At 70.0% G+C, this 19,901-nt stretch carries 23 protein-coding genes; all 23 read left to right on the forward strand.

The window, feature by feature from the left end:
* Nucleotides 1-36 precede the first annotated feature (36 nt).
* The 23 genes from BM419_RS20050 (at nt 37) to BM419_RS20160 (ending at nt 19,819) form a co-directional block, all read left to right on the forward strand.
* Entirely contained in the window at nt 37-429 is a 393-nt protein-coding gene (locus tag BM419_RS20050) for a head decoration protein (protein ID WP_091927480.1), read from the forward strand.
* 69 nt (nt 430-498) lie between these two features.
* Nucleotides 499-1,539, forward strand: a complete 1,041-nt coding sequence (locus BM419_RS20055) for a major capsid protein (RefSeq protein WP_091776851.1) — start codon at nt 499-501, stop codon at nt 1,537-1,539.
* Between the two features lie 74 nt (nt 1,540-1,613).
* Complete coding sequence (locus tag BM419_RS20060; protein WP_091927482.1) at nt 1,614-1,865, forward strand: hypothetical protein; 252 nt, start codon at nt 1,614-1,616, stop codon at nt 1,863-1,865.
* Nucleotides 1,866-1,871: 6 nt separating this feature from the next.
* Complete coding sequence (locus tag BM419_RS20065; RefSeq protein WP_091927483.1) at nt 1,872-2,228, forward strand: head-tail joining protein; 357 nt, start codon at nt 1,872-1,874, stop codon at nt 2,226-2,228.
* On the forward strand, nt 2,228-2,818 hold the full coding sequence (locus BM419_RS20070; protein ID WP_091927484.1) for a hypothetical protein: 591 nt from the start codon (nt 2,228-2,230) through the stop codon (nt 2,816-2,818). The genes BM419_RS20065 and BM419_RS20070 overlap by 1 nt, the downstream gene beginning before the upstream one ends.
* Nucleotides 2,819-2,854: 36 nt before the next feature.
* A complete protein-coding gene (locus BM419_RS20075) occupies nt 2,855-3,118 on the forward strand; it encodes a hypothetical protein (protein WP_091927485.1) in 264 nt (87 codons plus the stop codon).
* Between the two features lie 6 nt (nt 3,119-3,124).
* On the forward strand, nt 3,125-4,651 hold the full coding sequence (locus BM419_RS20080) for a phage tail sheath subtilisin-like domain-containing protein (protein ID WP_091927486.1): 1,527 nt from the start codon (nt 3,125-3,127) through the stop codon (nt 4,649-4,651).
* Nucleotides 4,652-4,719: 68 nt separating this feature from the next.
* Nucleotides 4,720-5,079 (forward strand): phage tail tube protein, encoded by a 360-nt coding sequence (locus BM419_RS20085; RefSeq protein WP_091927487.1) that lies wholly within the window; start codon nt 4,720-4,722, stop codon nt 5,077-5,079.
* Between the two features lie 2 nt (nt 5,080-5,081).
* Nucleotides 5,082-5,414 carry a phage tail assembly protein gene (locus BM419_RS20090; protein WP_091927488.1) on the forward strand — a complete coding sequence of 111 codons (333 nt, stop codon included), beginning with the start codon at nt 5,082-5,084 and terminating at the stop codon, nt 5,412-5,414.
* A 123-nt stretch (nt 5,415-5,537) separates the two neighbouring features.
* The gene (locus tag BM419_RS32470; RefSeq protein WP_091927489.1) at nt 5,538-8,120 is read left to right on the forward strand and encodes a hypothetical protein; all 2,583 of its coding nucleotides are present in this window, start codon (nt 5,538-5,540) and stop codon (nt 8,118-8,120) included.
* 28 nt (nt 8,121-8,148) lie between these two features.
* On the forward strand, nt 8,149-8,625 hold the full coding sequence (locus tag BM419_RS20100) for a DNA circularization N-terminal domain-containing protein (protein ID WP_091927490.1): 477 nt from the start codon (nt 8,149-8,151) through the stop codon (nt 8,623-8,625).
* 6 nt (nt 8,626-8,631) lie between these two features.
* Nucleotides 8,632-9,306 (forward strand): hypothetical protein, encoded by a 675-nt coding sequence (locus tag BM419_RS20105; RefSeq protein WP_091927491.1) that lies wholly within the window; start codon nt 8,632-8,634, stop codon nt 9,304-9,306.
* A gap of 9 nt (nt 9,307-9,315) precedes the next feature.
* Entirely contained in the window at nt 9,316-10,479 is a 1,164-nt protein-coding gene (locus BM419_RS20110) for a phage baseplate assembly protein (RefSeq protein ID WP_091927492.1), read from the forward strand.
* A 13-nt stretch (nt 10,480-10,492) separates the two neighbouring features.
* A complete protein-coding gene (locus tag BM419_RS20115) occupies nt 10,493-11,584 on the forward strand; it encodes a phage baseplate assembly protein (protein ID WP_091927493.1) in 1,092 nt (363 codons plus the stop codon).
* A gap of 23 nt (nt 11,585-11,607) precedes the next feature.
* Nucleotides 11,608-11,841 carry a hypothetical protein gene (locus tag BM419_RS20120; RefSeq protein WP_091927494.1) on the forward strand — a complete coding sequence of 78 codons (234 nt, stop codon included), beginning with the start codon at nt 11,608-11,610 and terminating at the stop codon, nt 11,839-11,841.
* A complete protein-coding gene (locus BM419_RS20125) occupies nt 11,838-12,362 on the forward strand; it encodes a phage GP46 family protein (RefSeq protein WP_210188179.1) in 525 nt (174 codons plus the stop codon). The genes BM419_RS20120 and BM419_RS20125 overlap by 4 nt, the downstream gene beginning before the upstream one ends.
* A 71-nt stretch (nt 12,363-12,433) precedes the next feature.
* Nucleotides 12,434-13,507: a baseplate J/gp47 family protein gene (locus tag BM419_RS20130; protein WP_091927495.1), complete on the forward strand. Its 1,074-nt coding sequence runs from the start codon at nt 12,434-12,436 to the stop codon at nt 13,505-13,507.
* Nucleotides 13,504-14,214 (forward strand): YmfQ family protein, encoded by a 711-nt coding sequence (locus BM419_RS20135; RefSeq protein ID WP_091927496.1) that lies wholly within the window; start codon nt 13,504-13,506, stop codon nt 14,212-14,214. The genes BM419_RS20130 and BM419_RS20135 overlap by 4 nt, the downstream gene beginning before the upstream one ends.
* Before the next feature lie 80 nt (nt 14,215-14,294).
* Nucleotides 14,295-15,455 (forward strand): glycine-rich domain-containing protein, encoded by a 1,161-nt coding sequence (locus BM419_RS20140; protein ID WP_091927497.1) that lies wholly within the window; start codon nt 14,295-14,297, stop codon nt 15,453-15,455.
* 10 nt (nt 15,456-15,465) lie between these two features.
* Nucleotides 15,466-16,023, forward strand: coding sequence for a DUF4376 domain-containing protein (locus BM419_RS20145; protein WP_091927498.1), 558 nt, complete (start codon nt 15,466-15,468; stop codon nt 16,021-16,023).
* Between the two features lie 74 nt (nt 16,024-16,097).
* Complete coding sequence (locus tag BM419_RS20150; RefSeq protein ID WP_091927499.1) at nt 16,098-16,769, forward strand: hypothetical protein; 672 nt, start codon at nt 16,098-16,100, stop codon at nt 16,767-16,769.
* Between the two features lie 4 nt (nt 16,770-16,773).
* Nucleotides 16,774-19,335, forward strand: a complete 2,562-nt coding sequence (locus BM419_RS20155) for a right-handed parallel beta-helix repeat-containing protein (protein ID WP_091927500.1) — start codon at nt 16,774-16,776, stop codon at nt 19,333-19,335.
* 109 nt (nt 19,336-19,444) lie between these two features.
* Entirely contained in the window at nt 19,445-19,819 is a 375-nt protein-coding gene (locus BM419_RS20160; RefSeq protein ID WP_139257090.1) for a hypothetical protein, read from the forward strand.
* Nucleotides 19,820-19,901: the final 82 nt, after the last annotated feature.

The following is a 19,901-nucleotide window of genomic DNA, read 5'->3' on the forward strand; positions in this document are numbered from 1 at the left end:
TCGGCGCCGCAGCGCACAGCCAAGGATTCCCTCACGATGGGCACCAACAACGTCGTCGCGTCCTACGACCCGACCGCGCTCTTCGCGGGCGCATTCCCGGTCCGCCAGCGCGTGGTCACGCTGGCCTCCGGCGCCAACCTCGCCGGCGCGCCGCTGAAGCGCGGAGCGCTCCTCGGACGCGTCACCGCGACCGACAAGTACATCCTGTCCGTCGCCACCGCGTCGGACGGCTCGCAGGTCCCGGCCGCGATCCTCGCCGCCGACACCGATGCAAGCGCGGCCGACGTGAAGACGCCGGCCTACTTCGAGGGCGAGTTCGCGGGCGAGATCATGCAGATCGACGCCTCCTGGAGCATCGCCGCCGTGCAGGCCGCTCTGCGTCAGGCCAACTCGCACCTGTACGTGCGCTCGGTCGGCACCCTCGGCTGATCGGCTTCCACCCATCCCGGTAGATCGCAGGGCCCCGTCGCGGGCCCTTTTCTTTTGGAGCCCGCGATCATGGCGATCGACTACAATTCCACCGCCCAGCTGCTCGGCGCCTTCGGCGTCCTCGACAAGGCCAAGCCCGTCCTCCTGAACCTGTTCTTCCCCATGGAGCAGGTGTTCGACACCGAGGAGGTCTACTTCGACCGCGTGCAGCGCGCCCGGAAGCTGGCGCCCTTCGTGGTGCCGACCGTCGAGGGCAAGCCGCAGCGCTCGCGCGGCTACACCACGATGGGCTTCCGGCCTCCGTACGTGAAGCCGATGCACAGCATCGAGCCGCAGAAGATGCTGAAGCGCCGGGTCGGCGAGCAGCTGCTCGGCACCATGACCCCGATGCAGCGCTTCAACCTCGCGCTGTTCGACAACATGGTCCTGGAGGACGACCAGATCACCCGCCGTGAGGAGTGGATGGCCTCCCAGCTGCTGCTGACGGGTGCCATGACCTGCCAGGGCGACGATCACCCGCCGGTGCTGGTCGATCTGAACCGGAACCCGAACCACACCGTCGCGCTGACCGGCGCCCTGCGCTGGGGTCAGACCGGCGTCGACCCGTACCAGAACGTCCGGACCTGGGCGAAGACGGTGCAGCGCAACTCGGGCTTCCACCCGGGCACCATCGTGTTCGATCCGCTGGCCGCCGACGCGTTCCTGCAGTCGCCCGGCGTCACCCGTGTGATGAACACCTACCGCCAGACCTCAGGCAACGTCGATCTGGCCGGCAAGGTCACCGGCGGCGGACTGGGCGAGGAAGTGAAGTACCTCGGCAACATCGGCGAGTTCGACGTCTTCCAGTACCAGCAGCTGTACATGGACGACAACGGCGTCGTGCAGCAGTTCATGCCCGACAACTCGGTCATCATGGGCAACCCGGTCGGCTGCCAGGGCATCCGCACCTACGGCGCCGTGCAGGACGCCGATGCCGGCCTCGCGCCGCTGGCGCGCTTCCCGAAGGTCTGGAAGGAGAACAACCCCTCCGCGTGGTTCTCCATGATGCAGTCGGCCCCCCTGCCGCTGCTCGGCTGGGTCGACGCGACCTTCTCCGCGATCGTCGCCTGACGCCTTCGCGCCGCTGATCCCGCGGCGCCCGCGCGGCGCCGCTTCCGCCAATCCTAGAATGCGAGGGCCCGACTATGGCCACTAAGAAGATCGTCGCCGGCGCGACGCTGCATGTCCCCCACAAGGACTTCAAGCCGTACGACTTCGACACGATGGGGAACCGCTCCGGCGGGAACTACAAGATCGTCGAGTTCGCCCCCGGCGACGTCCTCGACCTCGATGCCGACGAGGCCGACGCCCTGATCGCGCTCGGTCGCGCCACCCTCTTCGAGGAGAAGAAGGCCCCCGAGATCCAGGCGCCCGCCGGCGACGGCAAGGCCAAGTAGCCGGCTGTGATCGACTTCGCCGCCCTGGCGCTCGGGCCCGGCATCGCCGCATTCGGGCGCCCGGTCACAGTGACGCCGCTGGCCTCGTCGCCGGTCCGCCTGCCGTTCGCTGCCACCGGCGTCTGGACGGTGAAGAACACCAGCATCCAGCTCGAGGGCGACCAGAGCATGAACACCACGGTGCTCACGCTCGGGATCCGCCTTGCGGACTGGAAGTACCGCCCCGAGCAGTTCTCGGTCGTGCGCATCCCGGCCGCCGGCTTCTACCCGGACGAGGGCTCGCTCTGGATCGACGACATCGATCCGGACGGCCAGGGCGGTGCCACCCTGACCCTGAAGCGCGGGAAGCCGCCGGAGCTGTGATGCCGTCATCGTCGACGCTGATCCGCGAGGCGATCATCGAGCGCCTCCAGGGTCAGGACTGGCTCCCGGTGAAGGCCGTTCGCCGGCAGCCGCGGCCGCAGATCCAGCCCAACAACCTGCCCGCGCTCCTGGTCATCCTCGTCGACGAGTTGGAGACGCCAGAGGACGAGGCCAACACTGGGCCGCCGCGCTTCATCAGCGAGGTGACGGTCGGTATCTCGGTGGTGATCGGCCAGCAGCCGCCCGAGCAGCTCGACGCCGATCTCGACGACATCGTCGACCGGATCCGCTCGCATCTCCTGACCGACCCGACCTTCGTGCGCGGGGTCGACCCGGCCAAGGACGAGGACGATCCGGAGCGCTACCCGCTGTTCGAGGCGGTGAGCAAGGTCCGTCGCGGCCGCCTCTTCCCGCAGGAGGGGGAGACCTACTTCGCGGAAGGGCGACTGGAGATCACCTTCCTGGCGCGCACGAACTACGACCCGGTGATCCCGGACGTCCTCGAGCACGTCGTCATCACCGCCCGCCCGGCCGGCGCCGGCCCGGGCACGCCCCCGATCGGGCTCACGATCGACCTTCCCACGACCTGAGCCGGCCCGCGCCGCTCCCATCCAGAGGACATCGCTATGGCCGGATCAGCCACGGTCGCCGTCAAGGTGACCGAGGAGCGCTATCGCGCGCTCAAGCACATGCCGTCGCAGACCGGCTTCGAGGCGGACGGCACCGCCCGCTGGCCGGCCGACCAGTTCACGTTCCGCCTGCGGGACGAGGGCGCCATCGAGCTCCTGGAGGATCTGCACGACGCCGGCGGCCCCGCCACCGCGCCGACCTCCGCCCAGCCCGCCACCCGCGCGAGCGCCGTCGCGCCCGCCGCCGCCTCGCAGGAGTAAGCCGCGATGGGCATCACGCGCGTTCCGGACAACTACAAGATCCCGGGCCCCAACACCCAGATCGACCCCTCGCAGGCCGGCACCCCGACCTCGCTGAAGTGGGCGCTGCTCGCCGGCATCCTGACGTCGGCCGGCTCGGCCACGCCGAACCAGGTCGTCGCCTGCGGCACGAACGCGGACGCCGACGCCCTGTTCGGCCCGGGCTCGATGCTCGCGCGCATGTTCAAGACGTTCTTCAAGGGCGTCACCAGCGTGCCGATCTACTGCCTGCCGGTGCCGGAGCCAGCCGCCGGCGTCGCGGCGACCGGCGCGATCACCGTGACGGCTGCCCCGACCGTCGCGGGCACCTATCCGCTCTACATCGCGGGCCAGCTCGTGCCGATCGCCATCGTCTCGGCGGACACCACGTCGACGGTCGCTGCCAAGATCGCGGCCGCGATCACCGCGACACCCGACCTGCCGGTCACCGCCTCCGCGGCGGCCGCCGTCGTCACCCTGACGGCCAAGTGGAAGGGGCTGACCGGCAACGACATCAACGTCCAGGACTGCTACCTCGGCCGCTACGGCGGCGAGCAGCTGCCGGCGGGCCTCGCGGTCACCTACCCGACCGGCAATCAGCTCTCGGGCGGCACCGGCACGCCGGACTTCACCTCGGCGATCGCAGGCCTGGGCGACGCGCCCTACAAGTTCGTCGCCCTGCCGGTGAACGACTCGGGCTCCTACAGCGTCTGGGACGCCGAGTACGGCTTTACGGACAGCGGTCGCTGGGGTCCGTACCGCCAGAGCTACGGCCAGATCTTCTCGGCCCGCCGCGGCGCTTACGCCGATCAGGCCACCTGGGGCCCGTCGAACAACTCGCCGGTCATCTCTCCGATGGCCTTCGAGCCGCAGAGCCCGTCGCCGGTCTGGGAGTGGGCCGCCGCCTACACCGCGGCCGCCGCGTTCTCGATCAACGCCTACGCGGCCCAGCCGCTGCAGACGCTGCCGCTGGTCGGTGTGCTGCCGGCGCAGAAGGCCTACCGCTGGAACAAGACCCAGCTGAACGCCCTCGCGCAGGTCGGCCTCGCGATCCAGGGCACGGACCTCTACGGCGGCACGACGAACCAGCCGATCATCCTGCGCGAGCAGACCTCTTACCAGAAGAACGCCTACGGGCAGGCCGACAACGCCTTCGAGCTGGTGACCACGCTCGCCACCCTCGACGAGCGTTACACCCGGGTGCGGCAGCGGCTCACCAACGCCTTCCCGCGGATGGCGCTCGCCAACGACGGGACCAAGTTCGCCACCGGCAAGCCGATTGTCACGCCGCTTATGATCAAGGCGGAGATGGTCTCGGAGTACCGGGACATGGAGTACGACGGTCTCGTCGAGAACGCCGCGCTCTACATCGCGAACCTCTCGGTGACGCGCTCCAATACGGAGCCGAACACCGTCGAGATCCTCGACCCGCCTGACATCGTCAATCAGCTGCGCCGGCTGAACATCCTGGCGCAGTTCCGCCTGCAGTTCCCGCTCAGCGCCTCCGGCACCTGATCGGTCCTCCACGCCTTTCCGCAATCCAACCCGCCCTCTGAGGCGGGTTTTTCTTTGGAGCACCGGCCATGGGCCAGAGGATCGCCGGCACCGCCTTCGTGAAGGCCGGCAATAAGCAGTACGACCTGCGCGGCTCGTTCGTCGTGTCGCCCTCGCCGTCGAAGCGCGAGGGCGTCGCTGGCCAGGACGGCGTGCACGGCTACATCGAGACGCCGCGCGTGCCCTTCATCAAGGGCGACCTCTCGACCACGGCCGGCCTGACCATCGCTGAGCTCGACGCGATGACGGACATCACCGTCACCGCCGAGCTCGCGAACGGCAAGACCTACGTCCTGTCGGGCGCTTGGACCGAGTCCGCCCACGAGATCGACACCGGCGCCGGCAAGGTTTCGGTGAACTGGATGGGCCTCACCTGCGACGAGATCTGATCATGGCTGAGACCAACGAGGCCCCGGCACGGGACCCGCGCGAGATCACGTGGCCGTACGAGCACCCGCTGGCGGCAGCGGTGCGCGCGCACGACGAGATGGTCAAGGTGCTCGTGCTGCGCGAGCCGACCGGTGAGGAGGTCCTGGAATTTGGGCTCCTCGAGGGCCTGTCGGCCGACCAGTTCTTCCCGCTGGTGAGCAAGCTCGCGAGCGTGCCGACGTCGACGCTGAAGAAGATCGGCGCGCGCGACATCCTCTCGCTGGGGACCGTCCTCAGCCGTTTTTTCGTGTGGGCGGCCCTGCCGCCGGCGCCGTCCACGACAGCCTCCGCCTAGGCCTCGCTTTCCACGCGTGGCCGTTCTCGCGGCCGATCGGCACCTATCCGCCGGCGACCGTGGCTCACCTGATGGCCCACACCCTGGCGCTGATGCCGCGGCACGCTCCACGCGAGGACCAGGATGGCTGACGACAAGCTCAGGATCGTCGCCACCGTCGAGGATCAGTTCACGGGGCCGCTGACCAAGCTCCAGAAGGGGCTGAAGGGTGTCGGCGACGAGACGTCCAAGCAGGGGGCGACCTGGAAGAAGGATTGGGCCGGCGTCCGCGAGGAGGCCACCAAGTTCCAGGGCGTCCTGCGCGGCTTCGACCCGATCTTCGCGGCCGTCGGTGTGACGGGCTTCGGCGCGGCCATGTCGATCACCGGCATGGTCTCGGCGCTGCGCGGCTTCTCTGGCTCGACGCAGCAGCTGTCGATGCTGTCCCGCGAGACGGGCGTGGCGGTCGACAAGCTGCGCGCGTTCGGAGCGCTCGGTGAGCGGTTCGGCGTGTCGGCCGACAGCATGAAGAGCTCGGTCGGATCCTTCGCGACCGTGATGTTCGACCTGCGTCGGCGCTGGGGCGAGGCCTACTCCAGCCTCCAGGCGATGAACCTCGGCAAGCTCGCCGAGGATGTCATCGGCGCGCCCAACATGGACGAGGCGCTCAAGCGCGCGATCGACGGCGTCCAGGCGATCCCGGAGCCGGAGGTGCGCCGCCGTGTATCCCGATTGTTCTTCGGGACCGACGACATCGCGCGGGTGGTAGGCTCCATATCGGGCAAAGCCAGCGAGGCGCTGGCGCAGGTCCAGAAGGAAGTCGGGCACCTCGACAAGCAGACCGAGGAGGCCGCGGCCCGCTTCGAGCAGAGCATGGGCCGCATCGGCGCCGCGGCCGAGCGGCTGAAGCTGAAGGTCCTGGGCCCGATGCTCAAGGGCACGGCCGACCTCATCGAGGACGCCGAAAAGAACGGCCTGCGCGGCAACGAGGGCGAGCAGGCGCTCCGCAATCAGATCTCCCCGTTCGGAGGGCCCGAGGCGACCCCGCGGGAGAAGCTGGAGGGCCGCCGCGCGCAGGTCGAGAGCCAACTCAAGCTCCTGGAGGCCGGCCCGCGAGGGGCGGACTACCAGCGCAAGCACGATCGCATGATCGAGGAGCTGAAGCGCGTCGCCGACGAGTTGCAGAAGGTCCGGGAGAACGGCGGGGCGAGCGTCAGCCCGTCGAGCTTCGGTGGCTCCTTGGGCGGCGGCGGCTCGCTGATCCAGAAGGCCAGCTGGGGCGGCGGCGGTCTCGGCGGCGGTCTCGGCGGCGGCGGAGGTGGTGGTTTCGGTGGTGGCGGATCCGGCGCTGGGGGCGGCGGCTTCTCAGGCGGGGCCTCGCCACGCGCTCCCGTCCCGCACACGGGAGCCATCCAGCGCGGAAGCGGCCCGATCACGCCCGGTACCGGGCCGATGGGCGAAGCTCCGCAGGCGCAGGAGCCGAAGGAATACTTCGGGCAGGACGTCGACGTTTCTCGCCTGCCGGCCGGCATGCGCAACAACAACCCCGGGAACCTGAAGTACTCGGGCTCGGACTGGCAGCGCCGCAACTTCCCGGGCATGGTCGGGCCGTCGCAGAACACGGACCAGGGCTCGCCCCAGATCGTGTTCAACAGTCCCGAGGCCGGCATGCGCGCCGCGGCCCGCCTCGCCCTATCGAAGTTCGACGGCGGGGCCGACACGCTCCAGAAGATCATCGCCGGCGCCAACGGCTGGACGCCGGGACACCCGACCGCACCGGCCAACATCGCGAAGACGATGGGGATCGGCCCGAACGACAGGCTCGATCTGCGCGACCCGGCGCAGATGCAGAAGTTCCTCCGCGGCCTCCTGTGGCAGGAGCACGGACCGTCGAACCTGCTCTACCGGGACGACACGCTGCAGAGGGCGGCCGAGGCTGCGCTCGGCCGCGGCGGCGGGGCGGGCTCTGGCCCGATGTCGCGCAGCGGTGCGGACGTGGCGCCGGTCGACGGTGTCGGCGGCGTCGACCAGCGCCAAGGTGGCGGCATCCGCCGTCAGGCCATCACGGACGAGTTGCGCGACCAGCTGGCCAAGGCCGCCAAGGATGCGGCCGTGAACGCGGAGATCTACTCTGGCGGCCAGGATGAGCACGGGCGGCATCGGATAGGCAGCCACCGCCACGACGGCGGCCGCTCGGCGGACGTCCGGCTCTACACCACCGGGCCTGACGGCCAGCGGCGCTACCTCTCGATGAACGATCCCGCCGACCGCAAGGTCATGGAAGGCTTCATCCGCGGGACTGTCCGCAACGGCGCGACCGGCGTCGGGGCGGGCCCGGGCTACATGGGCGAGCACGGCATCCACATTGGCGGCGGTCCGTCGATGGCGTGGGGCGCCGGCGGGCGATCCGCGAATGCACCCGATTGGGTGCGGCGCGCCCACCGCGACGGCACGCTCGATCGGGCCAACGCAGCCAGGGAGGCGAGCACCGCCCCTGCGAAGGCCCCGGTCGGGGACGCTTTGATGGACCGTTTTTACGGGCGGGGCACCCCGGGCGGCGGTCCGGGCATGCAGATGCCGGGTGCGCCGGTCGACCCCAAGGGCACCCTGCACATCAAGTTCGACAACGCCCCTCCCGGGATGACGCACCGGGCCGATACGGGCGGCCTGTTCCGCGAGACGACCGTCTCCAAGGCGCGGCAGATGGACATGGTGAGCCGGGCGTAGGGCCGAGCGACAATCCGAGGTCAATTGCATGTCCTGGCGCGACGAGCTTCGCCCGCCGTCGTTCCGCGGCGTGCTGTTCCACATCGAGGCGAACACCCGCTTCGGTGGGCGACGCGGCTTCACCTACGAGTTCGCCAAGTCCGAGCGCAGCTCGGACGAGGACCTCGGGCGCCGCGTCACGCGTGTGGCGATCTCCGCCTACGTCATCGGCCCGGATTACCTCGATCAGGCCGACGACCTGGAAGCGGCGCTTCAGCGGGAAGGTGCGGGCCTCCTCGTCCTGTCCACGATGGGACAGGCGACGATGCGCTGCGAGACCTACCAGCGGATCGAGACGAAGGACCAGGGCGGCTTGGCCCGCTTCGAGATGGCCTTCGTGCGCTCTCAGGTCGGGGTCGCCGCCCCGTCCGGGCGAGAGAACACTCAAGCCGCCGCGCGTGCGGCGGCCGCGCAGAACGCGACCGCGGCCGAACTGTCCGCCGGCAGCGACGACGACTGGAGCTAGGACCGGATGACCTTCGCCCAGCGCCGCGTCGCCGTCGCGGCGCTGAAGGCCGTCCTCGACGCGCTGCTCGTCTCCGGCGTCGATGCCGCGAGCCAGGATGGGGCGACGCTCCGGCAGCTCTGCGGTGCGCTCGCAGCCGACGCCGTCGGCCAGGTCCAGGCCGGCACCTTCGGGCCGCCGCTGCGCGCGTGCTTCTCGGCCGCCACCGCGGCCGGCGCCACCTTCGTGGGCATGGATCAGGTGCGGCAGACGGCACAGGCCGTCTCGGCTCCGGATCTGCCGGTGCAGCGCGTCGCCCAGATCGCGGCGCGCATCGCGCTCACCGAGATGGTGAACATCCTGGCCGGGACCGTCTTCACGTCCCGGCAGGACGTTGATGCGGCGCTGGCGCGGGTGAACCTCGCGTTCGCCCCGGCCGAGGACTTCGCGGCCGGTCGCTTCGACAACACCGCGTGGCGCGCGCTCACCGCGTTGCACGCGGCCTGCGTTCGAGATCTCACCGCCCGGGGCAGGCCGCTGCCGCGGCTCGTGTCCTATAGCTTCGGCACCCGCATGCCGCTCCTCACACTCGCCAACCGGCTGTTCGGCGATGCGAGCCGCGCCGAGCAGCTGCTCACGGAGAACCGCGACGTGGTCCATCCCCTGTTCATGCCGGCCTCCGGCAACGCCTTCTCTGGCTGAGAGCGACCGGTGCCCAACCCCGACCTGATCTGCGAAGTCCGCACCGAGGGCGGCGTCTATCAGGACTGGCTGACCGTCCAAGTGTCTCAGTCCTTCGACGCCGCGTGGCAGCGCACCTTCCGCCTCACCTGCGCCGAGCCGGAGGATCCCAACAGCCGCCGCCAGACGACCTCGGGCTCCTCGTGGGGCGAGGCCGCTCAGATCGCGGCCCAGCGCCTCCTGCCCGGCATGCGCGTGGACATCGCGCTCGCGGGCGAGGTCGTGATCCAAGAGGGCTACATCGGCAACCGGCAGACCGCCTTCGACGCCAATCGGCACGGCGTCCAGGTGTCGGGCTTCTCGAAGGCCGAGCTCACCCGCAAGGCGTCGGCCGACGGCGGCACGGGGCAGTTCCGCGGCTACAAGCTCGACGCGATCGCCAACCGGCTGCTGAAGCCGCACGGGCTCAAGTTTCGGGTCGAGGGCGGTCCGGACGGTTGGGACACCCCGTTCCCGAATTTCACGATCCGGCACGGCGAGACGCCCTTCGACGCGATCTCGCGCGGATGCCGGCAGCGCGGCCTCTGGCTGCGGGCCGACGCCAACGGGGACTTCGTCGCCGGCGCGCGCCAGGACGGCAAAGGGGCGATGTTCGAGCAGGGGGTCAACATCCTCTCGGCCAACTGCTCGATCGACATGCCGTCGGTTCAGGAGATCGTCGCGCGCTCGCAGGTCGCCGGCTCCGACAGCCTGTTCGGGCGCCAAGCCGCGGAGATCTCCGCCAAGGCCCAGATGAGCAACGGCGTGCCCGGCCTTGCTCGCAAGGTCCTGGCCGAGATGCCGCTCGGCCAGAAGGAGCTTCAGCTGCGCACCAACATGGAGGCGCAGGCGATCGAGGCCGACCTCCTGCGGGTGACGCTGGCCTACCAGGGCTGGCTCAACCCGAACGGCGAGCTCTGGGCGCTGTCCGACTTCGTGTCCGTCCGCTCGGGCATTCTGTTCCCGCTGGCCGACCCACAGATGGACCTGAAGCTCTGGGCCTACACCCATGGCCAGACGCCGGAGGGTCAGACCACGACGGCCATCGAGCTCGTGAACGCCAAGGCGTTCCAGCAGAAGAACCCCGACGGGCAGGCCTCCGACGGCTTCTACAACCAACCCGTGACGCAGGCGCAGCCCGAGGCGCGCACATAACTGGAGGCGCCGCATGAGCACCTTGCGCGCTGAAGGAGAGGATGACGATCGCCGCGCCTACCTCGGTATCGCCCGCGGGACCCTCGTTGCAGTCGACGACTCGACCAAGCTGCAGGAGCACACGGTCCGGGCATGGTTCGGTGACCTCTACACCAACGTCGAGCACTGGCACCCATACGGCTTCAGCAGCGTCCCGCTGAAGCCGACCGACCAGCAGCAGAGGCAGGCCGAGGTCCTGGTCGCCGCAGTGGGCGGCAACCCCGACCACCCGGTCGTGATCGCCACCGCCGACCGCCGCCACCGCCCGAAGAACCTCAAGCCCGGCGAGAGCTCGCACCACGACGATCAGCGCCAGCACACGCACCTGACCCGGGACGGCGTCAACCAGACCGGCAAGAAGGTCACGATTACGGGCGGAGACGACGGCTCTGGCCGGGCGGTGAAACCCGCCACCGAGAATTTCGAGCTCAACGAGCAGCTCAAGGGCCTGGCTGCCCGCCTGTCACAGGTCGAGGACTCGCATCACGCTCTCTTCGACGTGGTGTCCAAGTTCCGCCAGAACGCAGAGCAGGTCGTCCCGGCTCTCATCCCGGTCAACGCCACCACACAGGTCACGAACGCACTCAGCGGCGCGCCGACGGGCCTGGACGCCATGAAGGCGCTCGCGGAGGGAAAGCTCACCGGCTACCTCCAGAACGCGCTCCAGCGCGGCCTGAAGGCCTTCCTGGACCCGGGCCGGCTGATGGGCATGACGAGCCTGCTCTCGGGCAACCTCGAGGGCCTGATCTCGGGCCTCGAGGCGCAGGTCGCCGGCCTGATCGCCAACAACCCGGTGATCGGGATGGTGGACGACCTCGTCGACGAGCTCGCGGCGTTGAACGCCAGCGGCGGCCCCGAGGCGGCAATCGCCGCGAAGGCCGCCGAACTGACCGGCCGGATCGAGCAGCTGACCGGTGCCAACCCGGTGATCGGCCAGATCGCGAACCTGCGCGGCCGCCTCCAGCAGCTCGCCGACCAGGCCGGGCCGGCCATGAACTTCCTGGAGCCGCAGAAGCGGCTCGTGCAGGGCCAGACGAAGTCGATGCGCTTCGGCGGCCCGGGCTGACACCCAGAACATCGGAGCCGACCATGGGCCTGCGCTACACCCCGCCCGCGCCCTCGTGCGCGAGCTGCCGCCACTTCGCGCTCAACCCGCACCCGGCCGAGTTCGGCGCCTGCCGCCGCCACGCCCCGCGCCCGGCCGACGGCAAGAAGGTGAAGGCTGCGATCTGGCCGGGCGTGATTGGTACCGACCGCTGCGGCGAGTACGAGTTCGACTGCGCCCGCGCCGGCGAATACGCGGTCGGCGAGAGCCGCGCGTGACCGACGTCCGGATCGGACAGCGCGGGTCGCCCGCGGGCCAACCCTTCCAGGCCGTCGACCTCGATCTGCTGCTCACGCCGGCGGGCCAGCTCGACACCTCGGACGAGCTGGCCACGGCCGTCGTCGTGGCCCTGATGACGGATGCGCTCGCCGGCGCGGACGACGCGCTGCCGGACTCGCGCGACACCGACCGCCGCGGCTGGTGGGGCGACGTCGACGCGGAAGAGATCTGGGACGGCTGGCCGATCGGCTCGAAGCTCTGGCTCCTGTCCCGGACCACGATCACCGGGGCGGCCGCCCGAAAGGGCGCCACCACCGTCCAGGTCGAGGACTACATCCGCGAGGCCCTCCAGCCCTTCCTCGACCGGAAGATCGCGACCCGCCTCGACGTCACTGTGGTGCGCGCCGGCGTCGAGCGGATCGAGGCGCGCATCGTGATGTACCGCGGTGACGAGCTGCTCCTATCGCTGCAATTCGCCAACCTCTGGCGCGGGATCGTCGTCTCCGCGCCGACCGGCTGACCGTCCGCCCAACGCCACCGCCCGAGCCGACCCGCTGGAAGCCGCCGCCGCGGCGCGCCTGAGGCTGTCCCATGCCCTTCGCCCTGCCGGACCTGCCGACCGTCAGGCGGCAGAACCGCGATTTCTTGGCCGCCTTCCTGGAGGGCGCCGACGCGAGCGTCCCGAACAGCGCGCTGCGCGTGCTCTCGGACCAGAACGCCGGCGGCGCTTTCCTGAACCTGAAATACCTCCAGTGGCTCGCCAAGAACTTCCTGCCGGACTTGGCGGAGAAGGGCTGGCTCGATCGCTGGGCCAACATCCTGTTCGGCGGCCGGAAGGCGGCGACCTTCGCCTCCGGCACGATCACGGTCACCGGCACGCAAGGGGTGAAGCTCCCGGCCGGCTCGATCCTGGCGACCTCGGACGGCATCCAGTACCAGACCGCGGCCGACGTCATCCTCTCGGCCGCCGCCACGCCGGTCGCTGTGACCTGCCTCACCGCCGGCGCGATCGGCAACCGCGACCCGGGCGCGCTGCTTTCGCTCACGGTCGCGGTCTCCAGCGTCAACGCGCAGGCGACCGTCGTCCTGATCGACGGCGGTGCCGACACCGAGAGCGACGACGATCTGCGCGTCCGCATCCTCCTGCGGATCCGCAACCCGCCGATGGGCGGGAGCGGCCCCGATTACGAGCAGTGGACCCTGTCCCTGCCCGGCGTGTCCCGCGTCTGGGTCGCGCCCATGGAGATGGGCATCGGCACCGTCACGGTGCGCTTCGCCTGCGATCAGCTCCGCGCCTCCAACGACGGGCTGCCGACGCCCGACGATTGCGCGCTGGCCAAGGCCTACCTCGACACGGTCCGGCCTGTGACGGTGGCCGACCTGTTCGTGCTCGCCGCGATCCCCCAGGGGATCGTGCCGCGGATCCTGAACCTGTCGAACGACACGCCCTCGACCCGGCTCGCGATCGCGGCGGCGCTCCAGCAGATGCTCCTGGAGAAGGCCGCGCCCGGGCAGACGATCTTCGCCTGCTGGATCTCGGACGCGATCACGGAAGCCGTCGGCGACGCGACCTTCGACCTCGCCACCGGGGACTTCGTGATGGCTAACGCCGGCTCGATCGCGTCGCTCCGGCCGCAGTTCGACGGCGGGATCGCGTTCACATGAGCGACGCCTTCATCCGGCGCGACGGCGAGGACTACGCCGAGGCCTTCGCGCGGCTGTTGCCGACGGGCGAGGCGTGGTCGCGCGATCCCGCCTCGACCCTGATGCAGCTCGTGCGCGGGCAGGCCGAGATCTGGGGCGCGGTGGTCGACCCGCGCGCGGCCGACCTCCTGGAGATCGAGACGGATCCGCGCTTCACCCTGGAGCTGCTCACGGACTGGGAGCGGGCCTACGGCCTGCCGGATCCGTGCGTGCCCGTGGTGCAGACGCTGCCGGAGCGCCGCCAGCGGCTCGCCCAGAAGATCGCCATGCAGGGCGGCCAGTCCCGGGCCTTCTTCATCGGGATCGCGGCCTCGCTCGGCTACGCGATCACGATCACCGAGTACGTGCCGTTCCAGTTCGGGCTCTCGTCCTTTGGGGGCGGCCACGGCCGCTTCAACCCGCCGGGCTTCCGCTACTGCTGGACGGTCAATGTCGCCAACCGGCGCCTGACCCGGTTCCAGTTCGGCGTGTCGTCCTTCGGGCGCGACCCGTTCCTCGACATCCGTCGGGCCGAGGACCTGGAGTGCATCTTCGGGCGCATCAAGCCCGCCCACACCCAGCTGTTCTTCAACTACGCGCCGCCGGCCGCGCCGCTCGTCCAGCGCCGCTTCGATTTCGGCGCCTCCTCCTTCGGCCACGACCCGCTGCTGCGCCTGACCCAGGCCTGACGGCCCCGCTCGTCCATCGCCCGCCCCGAACCGGCCGCTCGCGCGGCCCGCCCACCGGCCCTCCACCGGAGAGAGATCCCGTGCGCCAGCACTATCCGCTCAACAGCAACGGCGCCGAGGATGCGGGGCAGCTGCCCTGGCTCGACGGCGTGCCCTCGACCGGCGTCCAAGGCTCCTATCCGGGGCACGCCATCGTCACGGATGCGGAGGCCGAGATCCTCGCGGCGATCGACGCCTCGGGCCAGAGCCGAAGCGGCACCGATCTCGCGCAGCTCGTCCAGGCGATCGCCCGCGGGATCTTCCTGGGGCAGCTCACCGGTTCGGCCAACGCGCTGGCGGCCGCGATCCCGAACAACGTCGTCTTCTCTGCGCTCCTGGCCGGGACGCGTTTCACCGGTCTCGTCGCGACCACGAACACGGCGGGCGCGACCTTCGCGATCACCGGGATCGGCCTCCCATCCGGATCGGTCCAGGCCGCGCTGTTGACCCGAAGCGGCAACGCCCTGCAGCCCGGCGACCTGCCGGTGAACCAGCTGTTCGAGTTCCGGTGGGACGGTAACGCCTTCCGCATGGTCGGCCCGGTGACCAGCGAGACGGTCGCGGCCATCAACCAGACCGGCGCGATCCCGGCGGCGCAGACCAAGATCCTCAGCACGGTCGGATCCGGCTTGTGGCCTGTCCCGGCTGGCGTCTACCTCCTTCGCCGCGTGCGGATGTGGGGCGGCGGCGGAGGCGGCGGCGGCGCCTCGAGCACGAGTTCCGCTGGTGCCGCTGGCGGCCCTGGCGCCTACTGGGAGGGCGCGATCCCGGTCACGCCGGGCCAGCAGATCGCCTACACGATCGGCGCCGCCGGTGCGGCCGGACTCGGCGGCACGAGCCCGACGAATGGCGGCCCCGGCGGCACGACGGCCTTCGGCTCCTACGTCACCTGCCCGGGGGCGAGCGGCGGCAACGCCGCCAACGGCGGTGTCAATCCGAACCCCGGTCTCGGGTCGCCGGCGACGCAGTCGGCCTCGCTCAGCGGGTTCATCGCTCCGATCGCGGGCGCCGGCATCGGGTACCCGGTCGGCAGCGGCTTCGGCGGCGGCCTGGGCGCCCCAGCGTTCGGCGTGTCGAACTCGGGCCCGAACGTCCAGGCCGGTGGCATTCCCGGCATCTATCCCGGCTCCGGCGGCAACGGCTCGTCGGCCAACGCCAACGGCGGCGCCGGTGCGGCCGGCCTGATCATCATCGATTACTGAGGCGTTCGCCATGCAGCAGTTCATGAGCCTCACCGGCACAGGGGCCGGTGCCGTCGTGCGCGAACTCGTCGAGGTGCCGGACGACCTCGTCCCGGGCGAGCACATCTTCACGGAGGCCTTCGCGAAGACGCTGGTGCCGTTCGTGGCCGGCGTCCAGGTCGGCTACGTCCAGGACGCGGCGGGCAACTTCGCGCCGCCGCCCGAGCCGGCGATCACCGCGGCGCAGCTCGTGGCCTACGCGGCCGCGCGGCGCTTCGCGGTCGAGACCGGCGGCCTCTCGGTCAACGGCCTGACGATCGCGACCGACCGCGACAGCCAGTCGATGATCGCCAACGCCTATGCCGGCATGCAGGCGTCCGGCGCGGCGAGCGTCAAGTTCAAGGCGACCTCGGGCTGGATCGAGCTCTCCGCCGACCAGATCAAGGCGATCGCGCTCGCCGTGTTCGCCCACGTCCAGGCGTGCTTTGCCGCCGAGGACGGGTGCGATGCCGGCATCAACGCCAGCCCGCCCACGATCACGAGCTTCGCCGAAGTCGACGCCGCGTTCGCGAGCCTCGCTGCCGCCTGATCGCGCCCGCCTGCGCCTGACCGCCCCGCGCCGCCTCCGGGCGGCTTTTTCATGCCCGCCTGAGGCTCGCTGCCATGTCGAACCTCGCCCTGATCCAGCCGCAGCGCGTCGATTTCGACACGACCCAGGCGACCGACTGGCTCGACGGCCTGCCGATGATCGGCACGCCCGGGCTCGGCGGCATGGTGGCGGGGGCGGCCAACATCGGCAACGGCGCCCTGACGGTGGCGAGCATTGCCGCCGGCACGACCTACGGGGCCCACGTCGTCGCGGTGACCGCGGTCGCGGGGGGTCTCGCGTACATCAGCGCGACCGACCCGAACGGGATCGCCACCGGGCAGGGCGTGGTCGGCGTGCCGCTCTACGCGGCCGGCATCAACCTGCTGCTCACGCCGGGCGCGACGGCCTTCGCAGTCGGCGACAGCTTCGCGATCGCGGTCGTGCCGCAGCCGGTCGACCTCACCGGCCTCGTGTTCGACCTCGATGCCCGCCAGTCTGTCGGTGAGGCGACGATCGCGCTCCAGGCGACCTCCGGCGGCCTGAGCCCGGCCATCGCCAATGGCGGACCGCTCGGCGTGATCGCCATGGCAGTCGCCCGCGCGACCATGGCCCGGCTGCCGGTGAAGGCCGAGGGCTACCCCTACGGCATCACCGCGACCGACCCGGCCACGGGCCTCCGGGTCCCTGCCTTCTATGGCCTCATCCACCACACCGCCGTCCCCGCGCAGATCGGACAGGGAGCCTGAGACCATGGCGATCCGAAGCTCTTCGCTCGCCCGGGCCTACGTGCCGGTCGGCGGACCGGCCGGCCTACCTGGGCAGAGCACGTTCTCGGCGTGGCTCACGCTGCCGGGCAACGCTGGCAAGCAGCTCGCCGACTTCATCGCCGCGCAGAAGGGCGAGCCGGGCGGCGTCACGACGCTCGCCGGCAGAGTTGGCGCCTTGAGCCTCGACGACATCGGGGCGCAGGCAAAGGACGGCGATTTCTCGCCGGGCCACGTCACGCCGAGCGGCGGCGCGCAGTCCAAGTCGTTGGCCGATTGGCTCGGCGATCTGTCCGGCGCGCTGACCTATGTCCCGACGCTCTCCGCAAAGCTCACGCTGGCGAAGTGGCTCGACGCGCCGGCCCGGCCGCAGTGGTGGGGGGCGGCGTGCGACGGCGTCACCGACGACACGGGCGCCTGTCAGGCCGCGATCACGGGTGCGACGGCGGCTGGCCTGCGGCTGCGGCTCACCGGGACATGCTCGACGCGGACGCTCAGCGTGCCGAGTTCCGCTCAGATCGACGCCGTCCAGTCCGGCGGGTTCAAGCTCGCCGGCGCTGTCGGCCCGATCCTGTCGCTCGCCGCTGGGGCCGACAACGTTCTGATCGAGGGATTGCTGTTCGACCACACGTCCATTGGGACGGCGTCGGGCGACGCGGCGACTTCGGCCATCGCGCAGGCGGTGGGCGGCGGCGGCGGCCGGGTCGTGATCCGGAACAACCGCTTCAAGGCGCTGGCCGTCTATCCGGCCAATAATCACGCTCTCATTTTGAACGGCGCGACGGCCGTCGTTTCCGGCAACTATGCCGAGGGCACGGGCGGCGACACGTACAATTTCAATGGCGGGTACGCCCACGTTACGTCTAACTTCGTCGGATACTCTGGCGATGGAGGCATTGCCTTTAACAATGGCGCGCGCGGCGTCGTGGTCGGAAATACGCTCGTCCGTTGCACGCTCGGCTTCGGCGCCGGACCCGAGGGAGGAAGCGGAGACGCCGATCAGATCCAATCAATGATCTTCGCCAACAACACGCTGGAGGGTTGCAGCTATGGCGTAAACATGGGTTGGTTTGCCTATGCGGGGCGAGCCGGCCCGGTCAACTGGGCGATTGCTAACAACGTGTTTCGCAACACAAAGAACGTCGCGATCAACTACGATGGGCACGCTCCGGGGTTTGTTGCGAACGGTGCAATCACCGGAAATGTGATCTGGCGGACGGGCTCTGCGACCTTCGATGGAAGCAAGGGGGCGACCCCGATCGATATCCGTCTCGTGAATGCGGGTGGTGTTACGGTTGCCGCAAACACGCTTCGCGATAGCCTGGGCGTGGCGCGCGCGGCGGCGATCTACGCGCAGGGGTCGCCTAATATCGCCATCACTGGCAACGCCATCGCTCAATCTGGGGCCAATCAGTACGACACCGGCATTTTTCTGTATGACACACAGTTCTCAACGGTCAGCGCAAATATCGTCAATGGCGCCTTGAACGGGATCAAGCTCGATCAATCGGCGACGGCTGATTACGTGGCATCGATCACCGGGAACAACCTGATCACCATTCTGTATGCCGGCGTCACAGTTGGCGGATCAGGTGGTAATTTTCAGGTCAACGGCAATATGATGACCTCTGTCGGTTCTCCCGGGACCCCGACTGCGGGTGTCGTGATCGGTGCGGCCAACGGCAATTTCTCCGTCCAAGACAACCTGATCCGCTGGGCTTCGGGCGTGGCTATCTCGGACCCGCCGGGGCGCGCGTGGGCGAACTGGCTGATCGCGGGGAACAATACGGGCGGCGGGTCGATCCCTGCCGGTGCCACCGGTGCCGTGCTTGTCGCGCCCAGCGCGATCTCCGGGCTGACGCTGTCGAACGATGCGACGACGCCCGCCAGCGTCATCGGCATCGCGCCTGGGTCCGCGACCTCGTCGAACGGCGCTGCTCCTATTGTTCTCAAGACTGCCTTGAGCAAGTCGGTCGGCTCGGCTTGGTCGGCGGGCTCGGGCGGCGGCGCTCTCGACACGGGCACGCTCGCCGCCTCGACGTGGTATCACGTCTATCTGATCGGCAACCCGGCGACCGGGGCGACCGATGTGATCGTGTCGACTTCGGCGACCGCTCCGGCGCTGCCGTCCGGCTACTCTCTGACCCGTCGCATCGGCGCCATCCGCACAGATGCGAGCAGCAACGTCCGAGCCTTCAAGCAACTCGGTGACCGGTTCATCTGGGGCACGAGCGTTACGGATCTGAATGGGTCGGTGACGACGACGGCCGCGCTGATCCCGCTCACGGTTCCGACTGGCGTGCAGGTCGAAGCGACGTTCCGGGCATCTGTCGGATCCGCTTCCAACGCGGTTGCGACCGTCATCTCGTCCCCGGATGAAGCGGATCTGGCTCCCACGTTCCCGAACATCTCACTGATGAACGCGAGCGGGATCAACGCTGGCGTTGAGGCACGCGTCCGAACCGACACGAGCGGTCGGGTTCGGGCTCGCGGGGCGGCGACCGCCTCCTTCGGCATCCAGACCTACGGCTGGGTCGACCCTCGCTGACCTGACGCCCACGGCGCCCTGCGGATCTCACCCGCGGGGTGCCGACCCGATGCCGGGCGGCTGGCCAGCCCAGCGCCCCTTCGTCAAGCGCAAACACATCGGAGCGGCCATGTCCGGACCCGCGCAAGTCCCGCAGGCGATCTGGCGCGGTGACGATACACCCCCGCTTGTTTGGGGCTTCGGTGCGATCGGTGCCTCCGAGATCCCGGCTGGCGCCGAGTTCCGTCTGGAGATCACCTGGCGCGTGCTGGGCCCGGGCCCAGCCTTCGCCGGCCTAGCGGCCGACGGCTCGATCACCGCGACCTCGCCGGATGGCGGGCTCGCGGTCGATCAGCCGAGCGGCACCGTGACCTGGTCCTACACGGTCGACCAGAGCGCCGGCATCCCGCTCGGCGCCGTCGCCCGGTACGCGCTCCGGTGCCTCGCCGGTGGCCATACGCAGGTCTGGGTCTACGGGCCGCTGAAGGTGCGGGGCGCGGCGTGAGCGGCGGCCTCGCCTACCCGAGCGTCGTGCGCGTGCCAGCGCCTTCGACGGGACCCAGCATCGTCCGGATCCCTGCGCCAGC

This window comes from Methylobacterium sp. yr668 (assembly GCF_900116245.1).
In the GTDB taxonomy this organism is placed as follows: domain Bacteria; phylum Pseudomonadota; class Alphaproteobacteria; order Rhizobiales; family Beijerinckiaceae; genus Methylobacterium.